Origin of the sequence: Heterorhizobium halophytocola, assembly GCF_017873095.1 — a bacterium.
GTDB classification, from domain to species: Bacteria; Pseudomonadota; Alphaproteobacteria; order Rhizobiales; family Rhizobiaceae; genus Allorhizobium; species Allorhizobium halophytocola.
The window spans coordinates 97,665-119,823 of sequence record NZ_JAGGJU010000001.1; the positions used below are offsets into that span (position 1 = coordinate 97,665).

Annotated in this window: 23 protein-coding genes; 4 read left to right on the plus strand and 19 right to left on the minus strand. The window is 63.7% G+C overall.

Annotation, left to right across the window (positions count from 1 at the left end; translation table 11 throughout):
- Positions 1–14: 14 nt before the first annotated feature.
- Complete coding sequence (locus tag J2Z17_RS00485) at positions 15–587, minus strand: TetR/AcrR family transcriptional regulator (protein WP_245223819.1); 573 nt, start codon at positions 585–587, stop codon at positions 15–17.
- A 224-nt stretch (positions 588–811) separates the two neighbouring features.
- On the opposite strand from J2Z17_RS00485, the gene J2Z17_RS00490 reads away from it, so the two are divergent.
- Both J2Z17_RS00490 and J2Z17_RS00495 read left to right on the plus strand, forming a co-directional pair.
- Positions 812–1,210, plus strand: coding sequence for a RidA family protein (locus J2Z17_RS00490; protein ID WP_209941228.1), 399 nt, complete (start codon positions 812–814; stop codon positions 1,208–1,210).
- 330 nt (positions 1,211–1,540) lie between these two features.
- Positions 1,541–2,224, plus strand: a complete 684-nt coding sequence (locus tag J2Z17_RS00495) for a Crp/Fnr family transcriptional regulator (protein ID WP_342454354.1) — start codon at positions 1,541–1,543, stop codon at positions 2,222–2,224.
- 114 nt (positions 2,225–2,338) lie between these two features.
- Here the strand turns inward: J2Z17_RS00495 and ureG are convergent, their stop codons facing one another.
- The 18 genes from ureG to urtA form a co-directional block, all read right to left on the minus strand.
- Positions 2,339–2,950 carry an urease accessory protein UreG gene (ureG, locus tag J2Z17_RS00500; protein ID WP_209941230.1) on the minus strand — a complete coding sequence of 204 codons (612 nt, stop codon included), beginning with the start codon at positions 2,948–2,950 and terminating at the stop codon, positions 2,339–2,341.
- Positions 2,951–2,983: 33 nt separating this feature from the next.
- Positions 2,984–3,691 carry an urease accessory protein UreF gene (locus tag J2Z17_RS00505; protein ID WP_377299909.1) on the minus strand — a complete coding sequence of 236 codons (708 nt, stop codon included), beginning with the start codon at positions 3,689–3,691 and terminating at the stop codon, positions 2,984–2,986.
- A complete protein-coding gene (locus tag J2Z17_RS00510) occupies positions 3,663–4,121 on the minus strand; it encodes an urease accessory protein UreE (RefSeq protein WP_209941233.1) in 459 nt (152 codons plus the stop codon). Before J2Z17_RS00510 ends, J2Z17_RS00505 begins: the two co-directional genes overlap by 29 nt.
- Before the next feature lie 73 nt (positions 4,122–4,194).
- Positions 4,195–5,055: a GGDEF domain-containing protein gene (locus J2Z17_RS00515; RefSeq protein WP_209941235.1), complete on the minus strand. Its 861-nt coding sequence runs from the start codon at positions 5,053–5,055 to the stop codon at positions 4,195–4,197.
- Between the two features lie 404 nt (positions 5,056–5,459).
- Positions 5,460–5,996: a peroxiredoxin gene (locus tag J2Z17_RS00520; RefSeq protein ID WP_209942164.1), complete on the minus strand. Its 537-nt coding sequence runs from the start codon at positions 5,994–5,996 to the stop codon at positions 5,460–5,462.
- A gap of 171 nt (positions 5,997–6,167) precedes the next feature.
- Positions 6,168–6,866, minus strand: coding sequence for a TIGR02117 family protein (locus J2Z17_RS00525; protein WP_209941237.1), 699 nt, complete (start codon positions 6,864–6,866; stop codon positions 6,168–6,170).
- A 14-nt stretch (positions 6,867–6,880) separates the two neighbouring features.
- Positions 6,881–8,590, minus strand: coding sequence for an urease subunit alpha (gene ureC, locus J2Z17_RS00530; RefSeq protein ID WP_209941239.1), 1,710 nt, complete (start codon positions 8,588–8,590; stop codon positions 6,881–6,883).
- A 95-nt stretch (positions 8,591–8,685) separates the two neighbouring features.
- Positions 8,686–9,105 (minus strand): lysozyme inhibitor LprI family protein, encoded by a 420-nt coding sequence (locus tag J2Z17_RS00535; protein WP_245223784.1) that lies wholly within the window; start codon positions 9,103–9,105, stop codon positions 8,686–8,688.
- A 39-nt stretch (positions 9,106–9,144) separates the two neighbouring features.
- Entirely contained in the window at positions 9,145–9,501 is a 357-nt protein-coding gene (locus J2Z17_RS00540; protein ID WP_209941241.1) for a GFA family protein, read from the minus strand.
- Positions 9,502–9,503: 2 nt separating this feature from the next.
- Positions 9,504–9,809, minus strand: coding sequence for an urease subunit beta (locus tag J2Z17_RS00545; protein WP_209941243.1), 306 nt, complete (start codon positions 9,807–9,809; stop codon positions 9,504–9,506).
- 11 nt (positions 9,810–9,820) lie between these two features.
- Entirely contained in the window at positions 9,821–10,123 is a 303-nt protein-coding gene (locus J2Z17_RS00550) for an urease subunit gamma (RefSeq protein WP_209941245.1), read from the minus strand.
- Positions 10,124–10,150: 27 nt separating this feature from the next.
- Positions 10,151–10,978: an urease accessory protein UreD gene (locus J2Z17_RS00555; protein WP_377299910.1), complete on the minus strand. Its 828-nt coding sequence runs from the start codon at positions 10,976–10,978 to the stop codon at positions 10,151–10,153.
- 269 nt (positions 10,979–11,247) lie between these two features.
- Positions 11,248–12,342 (minus strand): CE1 family esterase, encoded by a 1,095-nt coding sequence (locus J2Z17_RS00560; RefSeq protein WP_209941247.1) that lies wholly within the window; start codon positions 12,340–12,342, stop codon positions 11,248–11,250.
- A 280-nt stretch (positions 12,343–12,622) separates the two neighbouring features.
- Entirely contained in the window at positions 12,623–13,318 is a 696-nt protein-coding gene (urtE, locus tag J2Z17_RS00565) for an urea ABC transporter ATP-binding subunit UrtE (RefSeq protein WP_209941249.1), read from the minus strand.
- A 235-nt stretch (positions 13,319–13,553) separates the two neighbouring features.
- Positions 13,554–14,324, minus strand: coding sequence for an urea ABC transporter ATP-binding protein UrtD (urtD, locus tag J2Z17_RS00570; protein ID WP_209941251.1), 771 nt, complete (start codon positions 14,322–14,324; stop codon positions 13,554–13,556).
- Between the two features lie 4 nt (positions 14,325–14,328).
- Positions 14,329–15,483: an urea ABC transporter permease subunit UrtC gene (gene urtC / locus J2Z17_RS00575; RefSeq protein WP_209941253.1), complete on the minus strand. Its 1,155-nt coding sequence runs from the start codon at positions 15,481–15,483 to the stop codon at positions 14,329–14,331.
- Positions 15,480–17,105 carry an urea ABC transporter permease subunit UrtB gene (urtB, locus tag J2Z17_RS00580; protein ID WP_209941255.1) on the minus strand — a complete coding sequence of 542 codons (1,626 nt, stop codon included), beginning with the start codon at positions 17,103–17,105 and terminating at the stop codon, positions 15,480–15,482. The genes urtC and urtB overlap by 4 nt, the downstream gene beginning before the upstream one ends.
- A gap of 228 nt (positions 17,106–17,333) precedes the next feature.
- A complete protein-coding gene (gene urtA / locus J2Z17_RS00585; protein ID WP_209941257.1) occupies positions 17,334–18,626 on the minus strand; it encodes an urea ABC transporter substrate-binding protein in 1,293 nt (430 codons plus the stop codon).
- Positions 18,627–18,886: 260 nt separating this feature from the next.
- Here urtA and J2Z17_RS00590 point away from each other — a divergent pair, with 260 nt between their 5' ends.
- Positions 18,887–19,444: a biliverdin-producing heme oxygenase gene (locus tag J2Z17_RS00590; RefSeq protein WP_209941259.1), complete on the plus strand. Its 558-nt coding sequence runs from the start codon at positions 18,887–18,889 to the stop codon at positions 19,442–19,444.
- Positions 19,445–21,985: an HWE histidine kinase domain-containing protein gene (locus J2Z17_RS00595; protein ID WP_209941261.1), complete on the plus strand. Its 2,541-nt coding sequence runs from the start codon at positions 19,445–19,447 to the stop codon at positions 21,983–21,985. It begins immediately after the preceding gene.
- Positions 21,986–22,159 lie beyond the last annotated feature (174 nt).

Genomic DNA, 22,159 nt, shown 5'->3' on the forward strand with positions numbered 1-22,159 from the left:
CGGGGCGGTTTTTTTCAGGACGCGGTGTGGCGCAGTCCCTCGGCCAGGGCCCGGAATGCCGCCACCGCCTTGTCCAGGACGACCTGCGGCTCCTCGCTCGCTGCGACCCAGAGGGCGGCGTTGAGGGCCGCCCCGTTCAGCAGCCGCGCCGCCGCCTCGACATCCACAGGCTTCAGCACCCCCTCCTCGACCAGAGCGCTAAGGGCTTCGATCGTCGTCTGCAGGCAGGCATTCTGGCTTGGCCATTGCGACGGATCGCCGAGCACAGCCGGACCGTCCCGCAGCACGATCCGCTGGACCTCCGGATCCAGAGCCATTCCGATATAGGCGACGCCTTCGGCCAGCAGCGCGCCCCACGTATCGGCGGCTTCGCCGGCCATGGCATGGGCCCGTGCCGCCATTTCCGCATCGATCTGGTTGACCACGGCGGCCAGCAGTCCGCGCTTGTCGCCGAAATTGTGGTAGAGCGCGCCGCGCGTCAGCCCGACCGCCGCTGTCAGGTCGTCCATCGAGGCGGCCGCATAGCCTGTCTCGGCAAAGGCCTTGCGGGCCGCGCCGATCAGCTTGGCGCGGGTTTCCTCCATCATCTCGCTACGGCGCTTTGTGGCCACGCTGTTGCCTCTCCATTCGCATACCTCGCGTATGCGCATTGACATACGCCTCGTATGTATGTTTGATTGACATACGCTTCGTATACAAAATTGCGAAGCCGCTGTGAACCCCAGGGCCCGACCGGATGACGCGCGGACCGCCTGCCGCGCTGCGTGACGGACGGCTGGCGCCTGTCGGCCTGCCAGAAAGGATATCCATCATGACCACACGCGAAGCGATCTTCCCTGCAAAGCGGCACGCCCTCTATGAGGCCCACCGCTATTCCGCCGCAATCCGCTCCGGCGATCTTCTGTTCGTGTCGGGCCAGGTCGGCAGCCGGGAGGACGGGACACCGGAGCCCGACTTCAGGCGCCAGGTTGAGCGGGCCTACGACAATCTCCGGGCGGTTCTGGCGGCCGGCGGCTGCTCGCTCGACGACGTCATCGACGTCACCACCTTTCATACCGATCCGGAGGCCCAGATCGAAGACATCATGGCCGTGCGCGATGCCGTACTGGCGGGGCGCCCCTACCCGAACTGGACCGCGGTCGGCGTCAACTGGCTTGCCGGTTTCGACTTCGAGATCAAGGTGATCGCCCGCATCCCGCAGGCCGTCTGAAGCATTTGCCGGAACAGGGCCATCGCGGTTTTCGTCCGGAATGGGTAAAAACAAGAAGCTGGAGCACGTCCGGTGAACGGGTGGCTGCCGGACGTGCTCCAGCGGGATTGCGCCGCCGGCGGGTCTCCCGGTGACGGCAGCCCGGCGGGGCCGCCCGCCGCCTACTTCAGCAATTCCTCACGAAACTTTCGCCCGCCTGCCCGACGTTTGATCGAAATCAACTGGGGGCTGCACCTCTGCGGCTATCGTTCGAGCATGGGACCGGCGCGTGGCGCCTTCTGGGTGCAGGAAAGGCCGGATCCGTCGAGACTGCTGTCAGAGGAGCCAGGGGTGAACAAGAGGTTGATGCTGAACATGCGGGAACGCGCCATTCTCACCAGCATGCCCTTCATGGCGGCCTTGGGCCCGCAAGCCCTGGCGCGGATGATGGAGAGCGTTGTCGTCAATCACCACGAGACCCGCGACGTGCTGTTTCGCGAGGGTGAGGCGGCACGCCATTTCTACTGCGTGCTGAACGGCTATGTACGGCTCTACCGGCTGAACCGGGAGGGGCGCGAGGCGGATGTGCGCATCTGCGGCCCGGGAGACACCTTCAACGAATGGCTGCTGACAGCCGGCGACACCTATCCCTGCAATGCGCAGGCCGCCGAGCCGGTCACGGTCGCACGCTTCGATCTCGCCAAGGTTCGCGCGCTGGCCGAGGAGGAGAGAGACGTGGCAAGAGCGGTCATCCATTGTCTCTCGACCTGTGTCCGCAGCACGCTGGAGGTGGTGGCCAACGACCGGCTGCAGACGGCCCCGCAACGGGTCGCCACCTATCTGCTGGGCCATTGCCCGGCCGACTGCACATCGGCGTCGATCCGCCTGCCGTTCCAGAAGACACTGCTGGCGGGCAAGCTCGGCCTGGCACCGGAAGCTCTGTCGCGCGCATTTTCCTCGCTTCGCCAGGCCGGCGTCACCGTGCGCGGACGCCTGATCCAGATCAGCGACGTCAGTGCCCTGCGGCAGATCTGACGCCTCGCTTCAGAGGACCCGTGGGGGGAACGCTGGGTGACAAGGCTCATCCGGCACCAAGGTCCGGCTTCGGCGCCGTTGCGGGAGGCAGCGCCGGGGCCGGACCATCCGGCTTCAGAGACCGCCATGCGCCTCGAGGAAGGCGACGATCTCGTCGACCCCTTCCCCGCGCTTCAGGTCGGTGAAGACGAAGGGGCGCTCGGCGCGCATGCGGCCGGCATCCCGGTCCATCACCTCGAGATCGACCTCGACATAGGGCGCCAGATCCTTCTTGTTGATCACCAGCATGTCGGAGCGGGTGATGCCCGGCCCGCCCTTGCGCGGGATTTCCTCTCCCTGGCACACCGAGATCACGTAGAGGCTGAGATCCGCCAGATCGGGCGAGAAGGTGGCCGCCAGATTGTCGCCCCCCGATTCGATGAACACCACGTCGAGATCGGGAATACGCCGGGTCAGGTCGGCGATCGCCTGCAGATTGATCGAGGCGTCCTCGCGGATGGCCGTATGCGGGCAGCCGCCGGTTTCCACCCCGACGATCCGGTCTGAGGTCAGCGCCTGCATCCTGACCAGGGCCTCGGCATCCTCGCGGGTATAGATGTCGTTGGTGACGACGGCGACCGAATAGCGGTCGCGCATCGCTTTGCACAGCTTTTCCGTCAGCGCCGTCTTGCCGGAGCCGACCGGCCCGCCGATGCCGACCCTCAAGGGTCCGTTTTCCGATCTCATCGCGCTGATCCTTCCTGTCCGTCGCGCAGCTCCTCAGGAGCGGAAGAGGCGCGGTTCATGCGTTTCATGTCTGAGCGAGGCGATCTCGGCGATCACCGTCGCAGTGCCGAGATCATCGAGACTGCTGCAGGCAAGCCTTGCCGCGGCATCCGCGATCCGGCGCTCGAAGCCCGCCTGCAACACAAGCGCCGCCGACTGGCCGATCAGGCCGAGACGGATCGCCACCGATCCGATGTGCGACACATAGGCCTGCAAAAAGGCAAGGATCGCCCATTCGGCGGACACGCCGTGGCGCCCGGCGACGGCGCCGATCGCCACGGGATAGGGCGTCTCCTGCGCCGACGCATCGAGGGCCTGATCGCCCCAGGCGCGCGCGGCCGTCAGGAAGGCGCCGCCGAGATTGCGCAATTCGGCATGTCGCTCCTTCGAGCCGGCAAGCGAGAGCGCCAGAAGCGACAACTCGTCCAGTCGCGCGGCCTCGCCCGCGGAGCGATGCGCCTCGGCCAGAAAGATTGCATCGGATCGCAAGGCGCCATGGTCTATCGAGGCGGCAATCCAGGCCTCCAGATCGGCCTGGTGGCAGACCAGTCCGTCGCTGGCTGCCTGTTCCAGCCCGGCCGAATAGGCAAATGCGCCGACCGGAAAGGCCGGCGACAGCCAGGCCATCAGCCGCAGCAGCGCTACCGGCGCCTGCCGCCCCATGTCCAGCGCCTCAGCCATGCGGGTGATGGTTGTGACCATGGCCGTGATAGGCGCCGCGCATCGGCTGGAACCGCTCCTCGATCTCGCGAACCTCGGCGCCCAGTCCCTTCAGCATGTCGAGAATCACGTGATCGTAGAGGATCAGGATGCGGCTTTCCTCGATCTGCGCCGGCAGATGCCGGTTGCCGATATGCCAGGCGAGTTCAGCCAGTTCGCGCGGGCCCGATACGCGGATCTCGATCAGTCGCTCCGGCGCGGCAATCACCGTCACAAGGGTCTCGTCATCGACTTCGAGCAGATCGCCATCGGCCAGCATCACGGAGGATTTCAGGTCGAGCATGACCATCGAGCCGTCGGTCAGATGCAGCAGCTTGCGGCGCAGATGCCGCTCGTCATGGGCAAGAACGACCTCGCCGGCGCGGGGCCGGCCAAAGTGATCGACAGGCGAAATGGAGGTAACGCGACGCATGAACGGCCTCTTGTTGTATGCCGGCAGCATGCAAAATTCCCGACCATCCCGCAACTGCGAAATGGCGGTTCGTTCAAGCCGTTGCGCGCAATTCTTCAGGAAGAAGCAACACCGGCAATTGGGCCGGTGCCGGCCCCTGATACGAGGCCAGCGGCCGTGAAAGTTCCGCCTCGTGCACGACCCGGTCGCGGCCGGCCGCCTTGGCGAGATAAAGCGCCCGATCGGCCGCCGAATACACGGCATTGCCGTCGCGGCCATCGAAATCCGCCACGCCGACGGAGACGCTGACGGCGATATCGACCTTGTCGTGACGGACCAGGTGGCTGCCGATCTGCGCACGGATTCGCTCCACCCGCTCGAGCCTTTTGCGCGGCGACCCGCCGACAATGATCACGGCGAATTCCTCGCCGCCCAGCCGCGCCGTGACATTGGGGGCTGGAAACAACTTGCGGATGATGCCGGCGATCTCGCGGATCACCTGGTCTCCGGCGACATGGCCATGGGTGTCGTTGATCACCTTGAACCGGTCGAGGTCGAAGATGGCCAGCGAGGCGCCGACATGGTCGAGTTCGAGCTCCTCGTTGAGGCCGCGCCGGTTGAGCAGGCCCGATAGTCCGTCGACACGGCTCAGATGCCGGAACCGTGCCTTGGAGCGGGCGAGATCACGGATGACGAAGCCGAGAAGCCAGGCAAGGATACCGGCGCCGAGCCCGGCATTCAGCGCCGCGCTGAAGATCGTCAGCAGCATCGAGGGCGCGGATGATGGCGGCATCAGCCCGAACCAGGCGCCGACCGGCAAGGCAAGGCAATCGACCGCGCCGCCGACCATCACGGCAATAACCGCCGCCTTCAGCGCAAAGACATGAACATTGCGACGGGACCGGAAGACTTCCGGGTCGATACGCAGATATCGCGATGGTCGCAGTCGGTTCACGCAGGATTCTCCTTGGGACAGGACAATCGATACGATTACTTCTGTTGGCGAACTGCTAACGAAATAGCCGGCATTTGAATAAACCTGGAAAGGTTCGCGGCACAGTTTCGCCATGGTTGGGGCGACACCCGCGAGAGGCGAGACGGGCCCCTGCCTCAACATCATGCTAACATGCTAATTTTGTTGACTCGCATGCATTCGCCCTCGCGTAACGAGGGGTTGGGAGACCTTCGGAAATGTGGCGGACGCAACCCTGAATTCGGACAAATAATTCCCCTAAAAATTCAGTGGATGAGCCGGAAATCCGGAAAGCCGGTGGCGCCGGCGATCAAGGTGCATGCCAAACGGAATAAGGGCCCGGCAACGCCGGACCCTCTTGAAATATCAGGACGACTTGCGCCCGATCAGGCAGCCTTTACGCTCTTCAGCGCTTCCAGGATGTTCTGCGGAGCCGAGACGCCGTAGGGGTCGGTGTCGCAGTTGTCGGAATAGCCTTCTTCCTCGAACCACTGCTCGACGACGCCGTCGTTGACGATCGCCGCATAGCGCCAGGAGCGCATGCCGAAGCCCAGATTGTCCTTGTGGACGAGCATGCCCATCTTGCGGGTGAACTCGCCCGAACCGTCCGGGATAAGCTTAACGTTTTCGAGGTTCTGCGACTTGCCCCAGGCGTTCATGACGAAGGCGTCGTTAACCGAGACGCAGTAGATGGCGTCGATGCCTTCGGCCTGGAAATCGCCGAACAGCTTTTCGAAATCGGGCAGCTGATAGGTCGAGCAGGTCGGGGTGAAGGCGCCCGGCAGCGAGAACAGCACGACGCGCTTGCCCTTGAAGTAGTCGTCGGAGGTGACATCCTGCCAGCGGAACGGGTTCGGGCCTTCGATGCTCTCATCGCGAACGCGGGTACGGAAGGTGACGGCGGGTACTTTGCGGCCGGGGATCATGGCTCTCTCCTGATTGTCTTCGTCGGTGCGCGGCGGATAAGTCTTGGGGAAAAACCGCCAGCGTCTTCAGGTCAAAGACCTAACGCAGATCGCATTGCGGTGCAGCATCAAAAAGACATCTCGACCGTCCTGCATGGCAGGCATGCAGGAGGGGCATGACTGGCCGCGTCAGTTGTAGAGTTTCAGCGACCAGGCGAGCGTCTGCGGTAGCGGATTCCACCAGCCGGTCGTGATGCCGGCCTGTCGCAGCATGGCGGCCGTCCAGGTATTGCAGCCGGCAACCGCGTTGAACCAGCCGTTTGCCGGAAAGAAGAGATCGTAATCGCCGTAGCCTGCCATCGGCATGCCCCCGGTCCGGCTGTCCTCGAACGACCGGCGCATGGCCGCGATCATCCGCCGATAGGCCGGCGCCTCGAGCGCCAGCGGCGTGACACCTCCGCCATCGGCCGGAATATCGCCCGCCAGGTCGACATGCATGACCGAGCGGTCGAAGGTCAGGGCACGAAACACCGGATAGGGCTTCAGATCGGCCCATTGCGGGGTATTGAGATAAAATTCCCGCCCGCCCCAGCCGATGATCAGGTAGCGCGCCGCCGGATGGTCGATGGCAATGCCCGCCTGGCGCAGGAAACCGAATTCCGCCTTCGTCCGCGCATCCAGCGGCAGCGCGATATCGGTGTGGATCGGGTTGGCAAGCACGAGGATGGTTCGCGCAGCACCATCGCCATCCTCATCGTTTTCGGCAATCGCGCCCGGCGAAAACAGCGGTCGCGGCACGAAGGTGCCGAGCAGCAAAGCGAGCACGACAAGGACAACGAGAGCCAGAAGCCCCCGCCCCGCACGCCGCAAGAAGCGCGCCCGCGGCATGGCGGAACCGTGCGTCAGAACAGGAAATACCGCTGCGCCATCGGCAGAACGGTTGCCGGTTCGCAGGTCAGCAGCTCGCCGTTGGCCCGGACTTCATAGGTTTCCGGATCGACCTCGATCTCCGGCGTCAGGCTGTTGTGGATCATCGAGGCCTTGGAAATGCCGCCGCGGGTGTTCTTCACCGCCACCAGCTGCTTGGCAACGCCGAGACGGCCGGCAAGTCCGGCATCGAGCGAAGCCTGGGACACGAAGGTCACCGACGATGTCGTCCGGAGCTTGCCATAGGCAGCAAACATCGGACGGTAGTGCATCGGCTGCGGCGTCGGGATCGAGGCGTTCGGATCGCCCATCGGGGCTGCCGCGATCGAACCGCCGAGCAGCACCATTTCCGGCTTCACGCCGAAAAAGGCCGGGTTCCACAGCACCAGATCGGCGCGCTTGCCGACTTCGACCGAGCCGATCTCGTGGCTGAGCCCCTGGGCGATCGCCGGGTTGATCGTGTATTTGGCGATGTAGCGGCGCACGCGCATATTGTCGTTGTCGCCGGTCTCCTCCTTCAGGGGGCCCCGCTGGCGCTTCATCTTGTCGGCGGTCTGCCAGGTGCGGATCGCCACCTCGCCGACGCGGCCCATGGCCTGGCTGTCCGACGAGATGATCGAAAAGGCGCCCATGTCGTGCAGGATGTCCTCGGCCGCGATCGTTTCCTTGCGGATCCGGCTTTCGGCAAAGGCGATGTCTTCCGGGATCGACGACGACAAATGATGGCAGACCATCAGCATGTCGAGATGCTCGGCGATCGTGTTGACGGTATAGGGCCGGGTCGGATTGGTCGACGAGGGAATGACGTTGGGCAGCCCGCAGACCTTGATGATGTCGGGCGCATGACCGCCACCCGCGCCTTCGGTGTGGAAGGCGTGGATGGTGCGGCCCTTGATCGCGCCGACGGTATCCTCGACGAAGCCGCTTTCGTTCAGCGTGTCGGTGTGGATCATCACCTGGACGTCGAACTCGTCGGCGACCGACAGGCAGTTGTCGATGGCCGCCGGCGTCGTGCCCCAGTCCTCATGCAGCTTCAGCGAGGAGGCGCCGGCCAGGATCATCTCCTTCAACGGTGCCGGCAGCGAGGCATTGCCCTTGCCGGCAAGCGCAAGATTCATCGGAAAGCCGTCGAAGCTCTCGATCATCCGTTCGATATGCCAGGCGCCGGTGCAGGTGGTGGCAAGCGTACCATGCGCCGGCCCCGTGCCGCCGCCCAGCATGCAGGTGACGCCGCTCATCAGCGCCTCCTCGATCTGCTGCGGGCAGATATAGTGGATATGGGCGTCCATGCCGCCGGCCGTCAGGATCTTGCCTTCGCCGGCGATCGCCTCTGTCGAAGGACCGACGATGATGGTGACGCCCGGCTGCGTGTCCGGATTGCCCGCCTTGCCGATCGCGTGGATGCGGCCGTCCTTCAGGCCGACATCGGCCTTGTAGATGCCGGAGTGATCGACGATCAGCGCATTGGTGATGACCGTATCGACCGCGCCTTGCGCCCGGGTCGCCTGGCTCTGGCCCATGCCGTCGCGGATCACCTTGCCGCCGCCGAACTTCACCTCTTCGCCATAGGTGGTGAAATCCTTCTCCACCTCGATAAAGAGTTCAGTATCGGCCAGCCGCACCTTGTCGCCGGTGGTCGGACCGAACATCGAGGCATAGGCCGCGCGGGACATCTTGTGGGGCATGGATCAGGCTCCTTGGGAGAGAAGAGGTGGGATCGGGCAAGTCATGGGCATGGCGTCGCCCGGCAGCCGGGCGCTGCCGCAAGAGACGATCGGCATCAGGGCTCCTCGATCATGGCTTTGAGTTCCTCGGTGCGCTTGCGCGTCAGGTCGGCGAGGCAGCTCTGCTCGACCATGGGGCGCATGCTGCCGCCGTAATAGCCGAAGGCCACGGCTTCGCACTGGCCGTCGCGGTACTGGATCCAGGCCCGCTGGGCGGCCAGCAGTGCCTTTTCCGCCCCCTGGTCATCAGGCTCGTCGATATCGGCATCGATGTCGGCCATCGCCTTGCGGGTGATCTTCCACTGGGCATTCAGATCGGCATCGGCCGCGTCGTAGTCCTCACCGGCGCAGATATTCATCTCCATCTGGGTATTGGCGTTGTCGCAGTCGACCTCGGGGGTGTCGTCGCTATAGGCGGGACCGTCGGCCAGCACCACGCAGCCGCAGACGACAAACAGAGCCAGCAATTTCATCATGATGCCCTCCCCGGCATGCAATGGGCCAATCGTATCATGTCAGCGCGACGCGCCGTCATGCAGGTGCGGCGTCAGCGCACGCGTGTCGACACCGTCGATGCAGTTGACATTGATCGCCGCCATCGTCGCCCCATCCGGTGCCACGCCATAGGAAAAGCTCTGGATGCCGCAGGTCTTGCAGAAGCGGTGGCTGATCTTGCCGGTGTTGAACAGATATTCGCTGAGATTGTCCGCGCCCGACAGCAGCGTGAAATCGTCGACCGGCGCAAAGGCGAGCACCGCGCCCAGCCGACGGCAGCGCGAGCAGTTGCAGGCGACCGTCCGGTCGAGATCGACATCGACCTCGTAGGCGACGGCACCGCACTGGCATCCGCCATGATAATGCTGAACGGCCATTTTCAGAGCGCTCCCATCACCTGCTGGCGGAAGCCGTAGACTTCGCGCTTACCCGACAGCGGGATCAGCGTCACCTGGCGCGTCTGGCCGGGCTCGAAGCGCACGGCAGTGCCGGCGGGGATGTCGAGCCGCATGCCGCGCGCCTTCGCCCGGTCGAAATCGAGGCCGCCATTGCTCTCGAAGAAATGGTAGTGGCTGCCGACCTGCACCGGCCGGTCGCCGGTATTGGCAACCTCGAGCGTGACGGTTTCAAGCCCGCTGTTCAGTTCGATGTCGCCTTCGGCGGCGATGATTTCCCCGGGGATCATGCGCGTTCTCCTTAGCGGATGGGTTCATGGACGGTCACCAGCTTGGTGCCGTCCGGGAAGGTGGCCTCGACCTGCACGTCATGGATCATCTCGGCGATGCCCTCCATCACCTGGTCGCGGGTGATGACGCGCGCTCCGGCCTCCATCAGGTCGGCCACGGCGCGGCCGTCCCGGGCGCCTTCGACGACGAAATCGGTGATCAGCGCTATGGCCTCGGGATGGTTGAGCTTGACGCCCCGTTCCAGCCGACGCCGCGCCACCATCGCCGCCATCGAGATCAACAATTTGTCCTTTTCCCTCGGCGTCAGGTTCATGACCGCTCCACTCGCTTTTCCAATGTCTTACAGATTCCAAACTTTCGGCACAGACGCGCCGCCGCGCAAGGCGGAAATCACCGGGATCAGCTTTTTTCTCAAGCCGAAGCCGTCGGCGGCCACCAGCCGCACCAGAAGCTTGCCATCCCACTCGCTGGCGCCGCCATGGGCATCGCCGAGCGCTGCCCGCACCGGCCCGAGCAGCGCCTCGCTGCGATCGCCGGCATAGAGCACCGTGGCGAAGGCGAGCGCTCCGCCAAGCACCGGCATGGTCGCACCTAGTGTCGCGATCTCGCCGTCGAGGCGCAGTTCCTCGGCATGGATCAGCCGCCCTTCGCGTCGCACCCGCCAGCGGTCGCGCAGAAGGCCGGTCGTGACGCTCTCCCCCATGGCCTTGCGGCCGAGAAGCACAGCCTCGACGCCGATGAATTCGGCATCGGTTGCCAGATCGACCTCCAGTCTGCGGGTCAGCGAGGCCCGGTCGAACAGGATCGATTCCTGCGGCAGCCAGTGCAGACGCGCGCCGGGGCCGGCTTTCAGGTGCAGGTCGATGGCGGCGGTATCATGGGCGGCCTTGTAGATCTTTTCGCAGGCCTGCGTCGTGGCGGTCAGAAACGTGCCCTCGCCCGCCTCCAGCGACCAGTCGAACCGGTCGCCGCCGGTCATGCCGCCCGACGTGTTGATCAGCACCGCTTCCATTTCAGGCGAGAAGGTCTGTGGCAGGCGGATCTTGGCGGCCCCTTCCTGGAAGAGGTCGGCAATCCGGCTTCTGCCGCCAGAGGCCTTGGCAACGAGCCGGCCGCGGCCGCGGCTGCGCTGGTAGGACGGATGCGGCATTTGCGCCTGAATGGTCAACGCGTCTGGTTCCTTGCATCATGCGTAAGCGGACGGCTTTGCACCGTCATCAATTTCAGCCCTTGGCCTAGCATGCAAGTTTCATGCCCGCAGCCAGAACGAAAGCAGACCGGGCAGGCGGCGCAGGCAAACAGAGACAGAACGGCGACGGCTTGGGCAGCCTGCCCAATCCTGCGGCAGAGCGCAGGTCAAGAAAAAGGCCGGCGACACGAAGCCGCCGGCCTTGATGCTGGACCCTGGACGGCCGGACCGCTCCGGCGCCCGGCGGATCAGAGATCGTCCGGACCGATCGCAACCGGCGTGGCAATGGCGGACGGCTGCTTGCCGCAGGCCTTGCCCTGCCCTGCAACGGCGCCGTCCGGGCAGGACGGATCGACCGTATTGCCGGCCATCAGGCCGCCGGTGCCGGAATTGCGGAAGAAATTCCACATCCGGCTGGTCGCATCGACCTCGCGGATCGGCTGGTCGCCATCGGCGGCCAGCTGGAAGCGGACGCGCTGGCTCGGCCAGGCATGGCCGGAATCGGCGATCGTGTAGGAGGTGACGCGCGCACCGTCGACGCAACCGGCATAGCTGGTGACGCTGACCTGTTCGCCGGCTTCGACCACGGGTTTCGACTTGCAGCTGTCGATCTCGGCCCAGCGCTTGACCGCAACCTCGCCGCCATATTGCCAGTAACTGCCGCCGCCGCCGGCAAACGGATTGACATTGTCCTTGAGGCCGGAAAACGCGATGATCGAGATCGCCTTGACCGGGTGGCAGCTTGCCTTGCGCGGCCGCCAATGGCCGTCTTCTTCCTTTTCCGGCATGCCGGCGCGCAGGCTGACGACGAAGCCGGCCGCAGCAAAGGCGTCGTTGCCGCTGCAGATATACTGCGACAGCATGCGCCCGCCGCCGGAATAGCCCGAGGCGAAGATGCGGTTCGGATCGACGCAGAAATTGTCCTTGGCATAGCGGACGGCATCGCTGATGAAGGCAATGTCGTCGAGGCCCTCGGCCTTGATGCCCTTGATCGGCTTCACGCCGGGCACGTTCCAGGCATGCATGCCCTTGAGGCTGCCGGTCAGGCTGCCCTGCAGCGCGATCACCATGGCGCCCTCGCGCTCGCCGACCTTGTCCCAGTGGCTGCGGTTCAACTGTCCGGCCGGATAGCTGTTGGAGCCGTGGAAATCGAAGACCAGCGGCACCTTGCGCTTGCCGTCATAGGAGGATGGCACGAAGTATACAGCATGGCGCTCGACGCCATGGCTTTCGATCGTCAGGTCGTGACGACCCGGTTCCAGTTTCAGTCCGCATCCGGCCGCCTGGGCCGTGACCGTCGAGAGTCCGATAAGAGCGAGAGCCGCTGCGACAATGCCGCACAAAGACCCTGCCCTTGGACGATTGAAAATCGCCTTGGCTATCATGGAAATCCCTTGTGTTCGCAGAAGCGGCGTAAATACCACGTCCACGGTAAGCATCAAGCCGAGTTGGTTAACAAAGGATCAAGTCCGCCTTGCAGAAAACGCAAGGCTGAAATGCCCGACAACCGGCGTGCGGGGCCCCGTTGAGCCAGCTTTCCGGTTTGCCCGCCGACCTCGTCACGCAATTGCGCCACAATGTCGGGGACCGCATGCAAGGAATTTCGAATTAAACTCTGGGTAGTCAGACTGTCAGGTGGCGCCGGGCCTCGACGGTATCGAGCGTCTCGGCCACGCCTTCATGGACGATCTCGCCACGGTCCATGATGTACACATAGTCCGCCAGCTCGCGGCAGAAATCAAGATACTGCTCGACCAGAAGGATGGCCATGCCGGTGGAATCCCTCAGATATCGGATGGCGCGGCCGATATCCTTGATGATCGACGGCTGGATACCCTCGGTCGGCTCGTCGAGCACCAGGATCTTCGGCCTTGTAACCATAGCGCGACCGATGGCGAGCTGCTGCTGCTGCCCGCCTGAGAGATCGCCGCCCCGTCTGGAGAGCATGGACTGCAGCACCGGGAACAGACTGAAGATGTCGTCAGGAATATGACGCTCTGCGCGCGGCAGCGGCGCATAGCCGGTTTCGAGGTTTTCCTTCACCGTCAGCAGCGGAAAAATTTCGCGGCCCTGCGGCACATACCCCACACCCAGCCGGGCGCGTTTGAACGGCGCAAGGCCGTTCAGTGTCTTGCCGTCGAAGGCAATCGCTCCGCCAGAGACCGCATGCTGGCCGGTCACGGCCCTCAGCAGCGAGGATTTGCCCACACCGTTGCGGCCGAGCACGCAGGTGATCTTGCCCATCGGCGCCGTGACGCTGACGCCGCGCAGGGCCTGCGCCGCACCATAATGGAGATTGACCTTGTCGACCGTCAGCATGTGTCTGTCCTCCGTGTATGCACGGGGCTACCCCCCTCTGCGCTGCCGGGCATCTCCCCCTCAAGGGGGGAGATCGGCAAGCGGCGGCCCTCCACGTCTACGTCAAGCGACCAGAACACGGTTGAGACATTGGACAGGACAGAACCGATCGGCAGCGCCCAGCTGATCTCCCCCCTTGAGGGGGAGATGGCCGGCAGGCCAGAGGGGGGTAATTCCAGCGTCAAAACATGCATCCTCATCGCCCCAGATAGTTCTCGATCACCTTCGGGTCGTTCGACACGAAGTCGATCGATCCCTCGGCCAGCACGGAGCCTTCCGCCAGGCAGGTCACCTTGACGCCGAGATCGCGGATGAAGCCCATGTCATGCTCGACCACGACGACGGAGCGGGTCCTGGCGATCTGGCGCAGCAGCAGCGCGGTCTCGGCGGTCTCCGCATCGGTCATGCCGGCCACCGGCTCGTCGACCAGAAGCAGCTGCGGCTCCTGGGCGAGCAGCATGCCGATCTCCAGCCATTGCTTCTGGCCGTGCGACAGGTCGGCTGCGAGATCGTTACGGCGCCCGGTCAGGCGCACGGTGTCGAGGATCTCGTCGATGCGGATCCGGTCTTCGGCGCTCAGAGTGTAGAACAGCGTGGCGAAGACGCCGCGCTCGCGGTTCAGTGCCAGTTCCAGATTGTCCCAGACCGTGTGGCTTTCGAACACCGTCGGCTTCTGGAACTTCCGGCCGATGCCGAGCTGGGCGATATCGGCCTCGTCGAGCTTGGTGAGATCGACATTGCCGTTGAAGAAGACCTCCCCCTCGTCCGGCCGGGTCTTGCCGGTAATGATGTCCATCATCGTCGTCTTGCCGGCACCGTTCGGCCCGATGATCGCGCGCAGCTCGCCGGGTTCGACGACCAGCGACAGGGAATTCAGCGCCTTGAAGCCGTCGAAGGAGACCGAGACGCCGTCGAGATAGAGCAGGCTCTTCGGCTTGAGATCGCTGGCAGGCTTGACCTGGTTCATGGTGTCACTCCGCGGCAAGGGGTTCGGCATCGACGCCGGCTTCGGCAAGGCGTGCTCGGCGGAAGGCGCGGCGGCGGTGCAAGCCCTGGCGGATCGTGCCGACGATGCCCTTCGGCAGAAACAGCGTGACGGCGACGAAGAGCGCGCCGAGCGCAAACAGCCAGCTGTCCGGGGCAATGCCGGTCAGCACCGTCTTGCCGCCATTGACCAGCACCGCGCCGATGATCGGGCCGATCAGGGTCGAGCGGCCACCGACGGCGGTCCAGATCACCACCTCGATCGAATTGGCGGGTGCGAATTCGCCGGGATTGATGATGCCGACCTGCGGCACGTAGAGCGCACCGGCAACGCCCGCCATCATCGCAGAGACAACGAAGACGAAGAGCTTCATATGTTCCACGCGGTAGCCGAGGAAGCGGGTGCGGCTTTCCGCGTCGCGCACGCCGACGAGAACCTTGCCGTATTTGGACCTCACGATCGCCGCCGACAGGATCAGCGCCAGCGCCAGGAAGATCGCCGAGAGGGCAAAGAGCACGGCGCGCGTGCCGTCGGCCTGGATGTTGAAGCCGAGAATGTCCTTGAAGTCGGTGAGGCCGTTATTGCCGCCGAAGCCCATGTCGTTGCGGAAGAAGGCAAGCAGAAGGGCATAGGTCATCGCCTGGGTGATGATCGACAGGTAGACGCCGTTGACGCGGCTGCGGAAGGCGAACCAGCCGAACACGAAGGCCAGCAGGCCCGGCACGGCGAGCACCATGATGGCGGCGAACCAGAACATGTCGAAGCCGTACCAGAACCACGGCAGTTCCTTCCAGTTGAGGAAGACCATGAAGTCCGGCAGCAGCGGATTGCCGTAGACCCCGCGCGCACCGATCTGGCGCATCAGATACATGCCCATCGCATAGCCGCCGAGCGAGAAGAAGGCGGCGTGGCCGAGCGAAAGGATGCCGCAGAAGCCCCAGACGAGATCGAGCGCGAGCGCCAGCAGCGCATAGGTCAGGTATTTGCCGAACAGGGCGACCAGATAGGTCGGGATATGCAGGGCGCTGTCGGCCGGCAGCAGCAGGTTGGAGGCCGGCACCAGAAGGGCAACCGCGATCAGCACGGCAACCGCCGTCAGGATCGTCCGGTCGAGCGAGCGAAGAAGGAACGAGGTGATCATGCTTCGACGGCCCTTCCCTTGAGTGCGAAGAGACCGCGCGGCCGCTTCTGGATGAACAGGATGATCAGTACCAGCACCAGGATCTTGCCGAGCACGGCGCCGGCATAGGGCTCGAGGAACTTGTTGGCGATGCCGAGCGAGAAGGCACCGACCAGCGTGCCCCAGAGATTGCCGACCCCGCCGAAGACCACGACCATGAAGCTGTCAATGATGTAGCTCTGGCCGAGATTGGGCGAGACATTGTCGATCTGGCTGAGCGCCACGCCGGCCATGCCGGCAATGCCGGAGCCGAGCGCGAAGGTAAAGGCGTCGACCCAGGGCGTACGGATGCCCATCGACGAGGCCATGCGGCGATTCTGGGTGACGGCGCGCATCTGCAGGCCGAAGGCCGAGCGCTTCATGAAGATCAGCAGGGTGAAGAACACCGAAAGCGAGAAGACCAGGATCCAGAGACGGTTCCAGGTGATCGACAGGCCACCCAGCGCAAAGGAGCCGGACATCCAGGAGGGATTGCCGACCTCCTGGTTGGTCGGGCCGAAAATGGTGCGCACCAGCTGCTGCAGGATCAGCGAGATCCCCCAGGTGGCGAGCAGCGTTTCCAGCGGCCGGCCGTAGAGAAAGCGGATGACGCCGCGTTCGATGACCAGACCGACGGCGCCGGTGACGAGAAAGGCAAACGGCAGGGCGATCGCCAGCGACCAGTCGAACAGCGCCGGGTAGGACGAGCGGATGATGTCCTGCACGAAGAAGGTGGAATAGGCGCCGAGCATGACCATCTCGCCATGCGCCATGTTGATGATACCCATCACGCCGAAGGTAATGGCAAGGCCGATGGCCGCCAGCAGCAGCACCGATCCGAGCGAAATGCCGTAGGTGACGTTCTGCGCGGCGTCCCAGAGCGCCAGCCGATCCTCGATATGCTGGATCGCGGTGGCGATCTCGGTCTTCACCGCATCGTCGGTCACCGAGCCCTGCGCCGCCATCAGGATGCCGATCGCCTCGCGTCCGCCGATCCCCTCGATTTCGGCGACGGCGGCCTGCTTCTGTTCGGGCGGACGCGACGAGTTGATCACCGAGACCGCATGAGCCTGGGTCAGCAACAATCTGACTTCGCTGTCCTTTTCGTTTTTCAGCGCTTCATCCAGAAGTTCAAGATTGTCGTCGGACGGTGCCTTCAGAATGGCCTCGGCCGCCTGCAGCCGGACCCGGCGGTCCGGGCTCATCAGTGTAAGGCTGCCCTCGGCGCCGCTGATCGCGCGGCGCAGACTGTTGTTGACCTTGATCTTGGAAAGCCCGCGCTTGGCCTCTTCGCCGATCTCTTCACCGCTCAGCGGGTCGATCAGCAGGAGGTTGCGTCCGGAGCCCTTCCTGGTGATGAACACGCCGCCATCGGCCTTGCGAAGGTAAAGATCGCCACTGTAAAGCGCCTTCAGCGCCGGCACCACCTTGGGCTCTCCGCTGTGGCCGAGCTTGTCGATGATCTCCTCGGCCTGGGAAAAATTCGCCTCTCCCAGCGCCTTGATCAGGGCGGCCGGATCGTCCGCGGCGCGCGCACTCCCGAGGGAGGCCAGCAGCAGCAGGCAGACTGTCAGCGCCTGGAAAAATCGTGTCGCGATGGTCATCTCGCCCCTCATGTCTTCTGCCGTCGCCGCCGGATTCGCCGGGATCGGCATGGTGGCGCCGATGCATCGGATCGACGCCCCTGCTCCCTTGCCCCGGCTCTGCGGGCAGGATCTGCCCTGCCGGGCAAAATTCCCTCCCTTCAACCGTGTGAAGGGAGGGTCAGAGCACGGAACACTACAAACACGTTCCGCTCCTTAGGCCCCCCAGCCCTGGGAGGAGGTTGGTCCTCAGGATCCCTTGCCGCCGCACTTGCCGGTGGCGGTGTTGAAGTTGCCGCACTCCATCGGCTTGCGCCAATCGGAGATCAGGTCCTTCGAGTCCGGCAGGTAGTCGGACCAGGCGTCGCCCGGCACGAGACCCGGCGTCTGGTAGACGATGTCGAACTGGCCATCGTCCTGGATTTCGCCGATCAGCACCGGCTTGGTGATGTGGTGGTTCGGCATCATGGCCGAATAGCCGCCCGACAGGTTGGGGACGGACACGCCGACCATGGCGTCGATGACGGCGTCCGGATCGGTGGTGCCGGCCTTTTCGACCGCCTTCACCCACATGTTGAAGCCGATATAATGCGCTTCCATCGGGTCGTTGGTGACGCGCTTGTCGTTCTTGGTATAGGCGTGCCACTGGTCGATGAATTCGGCATTCACATCGGAATCGACGGATTCGAAGTAGTTCCAGGCGGCCAGGTGGCCGACAAGCGGCTTGGTGTCGATACCGGCAAGCTCTTCTTCGCCGACCGAGAAGGCGACGACCGGAATGTCCTCGGCCTTGACGCCCTGGTTGCCGAGTTCCTTGTAAAACGGCACGTTGGCGTCACCGTTGACGGTCGAGACCACGGCGGTCTTCTTGCCTTCGGCGCCGAACTTCTTGATCGCCGAGACTTCGGTCTGCCAGTCGGAGAAGCCGAACGGCGTGTAGTTGATCATGATATCTTCGGCCGGAACGCCCTTGGCCTTCAGATAGGCCTCGAGGATCTTGTTGGTCGTGCGCGGATAGACATAGTCGGTCCCTTCCAGCACCCAGCGCTGCACGCCTTCTTCCTTCATCAGGTAGTCGACGGCCGGGATCGCCTGCTGGTTCGGAGCCGCACCCGTGTAGAACACGTTGCGCTCGGATTCTTCACCCTCGTACTGGACCGGATAGAACAGGATGTTGTCGAGTTCCTTGAACACCGGCAGAACCGATTTGCGCGACACCGAGGTCCAGCAACCGAAGACGGCCGCGACCTTGTCCTTTTCAATCAGCTCGCGGGCCTTTTCGGCAAACAGCGGCCAGTCGGAGGCCGGGTCGACGACGACGGCTTCCAGTTTCTTGCCGAGAACGCCGCCCTTCTTGTTCTGCTCGTCGATGAGCATCAGCATGGCGTCTTTCAGCGTGGTTTCCGAAATCGCCATGGTGCCCGACAGCGAATGCAGGATGCCGATCTTGATGGTGTCGTCGGCTGCGAATGCGCCGTTGAAGGCAGTTGTCGCCAGCATGGCGCCAAACAGCGCGCCGCCGAATTTGGCCTTGAGCTTCATGATTTTAGACCCCTCTCCTTGATTATGCGAACGGTCTTGGCTTGTTCGGCGACCGTTGCTGGAAGGGACTATCGAACGCTGCAGTGCGAAACCGTATACGTCAATTGACGTAGGTCGTGGGGGAAACGCGGCAGCACCGCTTCTTTCTCCGTATGCTTACCCTTAACGATCGGACCGGCGAGACGGTTGACCCGCCGCCTGGCTCGCATGATATATGCACCAGCTTATTCAACCGCTGAGAACGGGACCCTCTCACTTCCATGCCAGTGTCAGACCGACGCCAGGTGTTGCGCACTCGCACCGCACCCATCCATCGCCAGCTCGACGAATTCGTCGGGGATTTCTCCGACCTTTCGGACTATTCGCGCTATCTGCGCGGCATGCTCGCCTTCCGTCGCGACGTCGAGGCTGACCTGGCGGTGACGCCGATGGCGCGGCATCTGGGAGACTACCAGCCGAGCCTGATCGTCGAGGAGCTGCAGCATGACCTGGCTGCGACCGGCGGCGCGACCAGCGTCCCGCCGACGCCGCAGGCGGAAGAACCTCGACGGCCGCTGTCGCGCGACGCGATGCTCGGCATGCTCTACGTGCTGGAAGGTTCGGCCCTCGGTGCCCGCATTCTGGTCAAGCGGGCGGAACGCCTGGGGCTCGGCGAGACGACCGGCGCGGCACACCTGAAAAAACAATCTGCAAGTCTCGGGAACTGGAACGCCTTCTGTGCGTTCTTGGATCTGGCGGATAACGTCGATGAGGAAGCGATGGTCGAGGCGGCTGTGGTAACCTTTAACCGCGCCTTGCATGCCTTCGAGAAAGCCTAGATGTCACCGAACGACCCTGTAAACCTCACCAATTGCGACCGCGAACCCATCCATATTCCAGGCAGTATTCAGCCTCACGGTTGTCTTATCGCCTGTGACGCGGGTGCTGGCACCGTTCTGCGGCACTCCGGTAACGCAGCCGCGATGCTCGGCCTCGAGACGGAGCTGAACGGCCGCAATCTTGCCGACCTGATCGGCCATGGCGCCACCCATGATATCCGCAACGCGCTCGCCGCAGCACCCGAGGCATCGCGTCCGGCGCTGATACCGCAGCTCGAGATCGCGCCCGGCCGGGTGTTCGACGTAAGCATCCACCGCCATGCCGGCCACGCCATTCTCGAATTCGAGGCGAGCGACGGCAAGGTCATGGCCCTGCAGTTGACGCGCGAACTGATCGGCCGCATCCATGCGACGATCAACAGCACCCAGTTGCTGCGCCAGACGACCGTGCTTTTGAAGGCCGTGCTCGGTTATGACCGGGTGATGGTCTACCGTTTCGAACATGACGGTGCCGGCAAGGTCGAGGCCGAGGCCAAGCGCCCGGATCTGGAAAGCTTTCTCGGCCAGTATTTCCCGGCAAGCGACATTCCCCAGCAGGCGCGCGCGCTTTACCTGAAGAACCCGATCCGCATCATTTCGGATTCCGCCGGCCACAGCATCGCCATCGAACCGACACTCGACCCCTCCGGCCAGCCACTCGACCTGTCGCACGCGCATCTGCGCAGCGTCTCGCCGATCCATCTGGAATATCTGCGCAATATGGGCGTGGCAGCCTCGATGTCGATCTCGATCATCATTGACGGGGCGCTCTGGGGGCTGATCGCCTGCCACCATTACTCGCCGAAATTCCTGTCGATGCCGCAGCGCATCTCGGCGGAAATGTTCGGTGAATATCTCTCCATGCACCTGATCGGCCTGTTGCAGAAGCAGCGGCTGACGGCCGTCACCACGGCCCGTAATGCCCTCGACCGCTTCCTGCAGCGCGCCGGCGACGAGGGCGACGTCTTCGACCTGATGCGCGAGGCGATGGCCGACTTCAAGGACATGCTGCCCTGCGACGGCATAGGTCTGTATCTCAACGAGCGCTGGCACGGCATCGGCACCACGCCGCCGGCAGCGGCCATTCCCGGTCTTGCCGATTTCATGTCTTCGACAAGCGAAAGCCGCATATTTGCCACCCACAACCTGTCCCTGACCTATCCCAAGGCGGAAGACTATTACCAGGATGCATCCGGCGTGCTCGCGGTGCCCTTGTCACAGGTGTCGAGCGACTGCCTGCTGTTCTTCCGCAAGGAGAGGCTGCAGACGCTCAACTGGGCGGGCAATCCGGACAAGTCCTATGCGACCGGTCCGATGGGCGACCGGCTGACGCCGCGCAAGAGCTTCGCCATCTGGAAAGAAACGGTCGAGCGCAATTCCGAGCCCTGGAACGACGCCGACCGCGAGATCGCCTCGGCCATCCATTCGGCCGCCGTCGAAGTGGTCCTGCGCCACAGCGAAATGATGCAGGAGGAGCGGCTGAAGGCCGAGATTCGCCAGCGATTGCTGAACGAGGAACTCAATCACCGCGTCAAGAACATCCTTGCCGTGATCAAGTCCCTGGTGGCAACGCCGGCCCGCGAAGCGGTGACGCTCAGCGAGTATGTCACATCTCTCAGAGGTCGCATCCAGGCCCTGTCGCTTGCCCATGACCAGGTGATTCGCGGCAGCGGCGGCGGAGAAGTGAAGGGTCTGCTCGAGGCGGAACTGTCTCCCTACAAGAGCGAAAACAACAAAATCACCATTCTCGGCCCCGGAATCCAGCTCGATGGCCGTGCTTATGCAGTTGCAGCGCTTGTCTTCCATGAAATGTGCACAAATGCGGCTAAGTATGGATCCCTGTCGAGACCGGGAGGGTCTCTGGAGGTCAGCTGGTCGGTGCGCCCCGAAGGGGAGATCGAGATCATCTGGCAGGAAATGGGCGGTCCACCGGTCGACAGACCGTCCCGCCGAGGATTTGGAACAGCATTGATCGAACGCAGCATTCCCTTCGATCTCGGAGGAAGCAGCAAGGTCGATTTCGATCCCGGTGGCCTGCGGGCCACCATGACAATACCTGCACGCTTCATCACGGTGTTGGAGCAACGTCCGGAGGAAAAAATGATCAACGGTACGCAAACAGCACTTACCGAAGCCCGCAAACTGGACGAGGCTTCTGTCTTGCTGGTGGAGGACCAGGTCCTGATCGCGATGGACGTCGAAATGATGCTGTCGGACAACGGCATCAACGAGATTACCGTCGCAAATTCCAGCGCCAACGCGCTGGATCACCTGAAGCGCTTCACCCCCGATGTCGCGCTGCTGGACATCAATCTGGGCACCGGGACCTCGGTGCCTGTGGCGCAGGAACTGGTACGGCGCAATGTGCCTTTCATCTTCGCCACCGGCTATGACGACCGCACCGCCCTGCCCGAGGAACTGCTCTCCATCCCGGTGGTGCGCAAGCCCTATGACGCGGCAGAGCTGATCCAGGCGCTGGGTCGGCGGCTTGCGGAGACGTGACGAACAGGCCGGGCCAAGGCGTTTCAGATAGTTCAGAGGGGATCGGCTGCTTTTGCATCCGGTCCCCTTTTTTATCCGTCTGCCGACGCGACCGGACGATAATCGGACGCAGCCGGACGCTGCGCCCCTTGCCATTGCCGCCAATCGCGTGAAAATGCCGGGGATCCGGTTTCA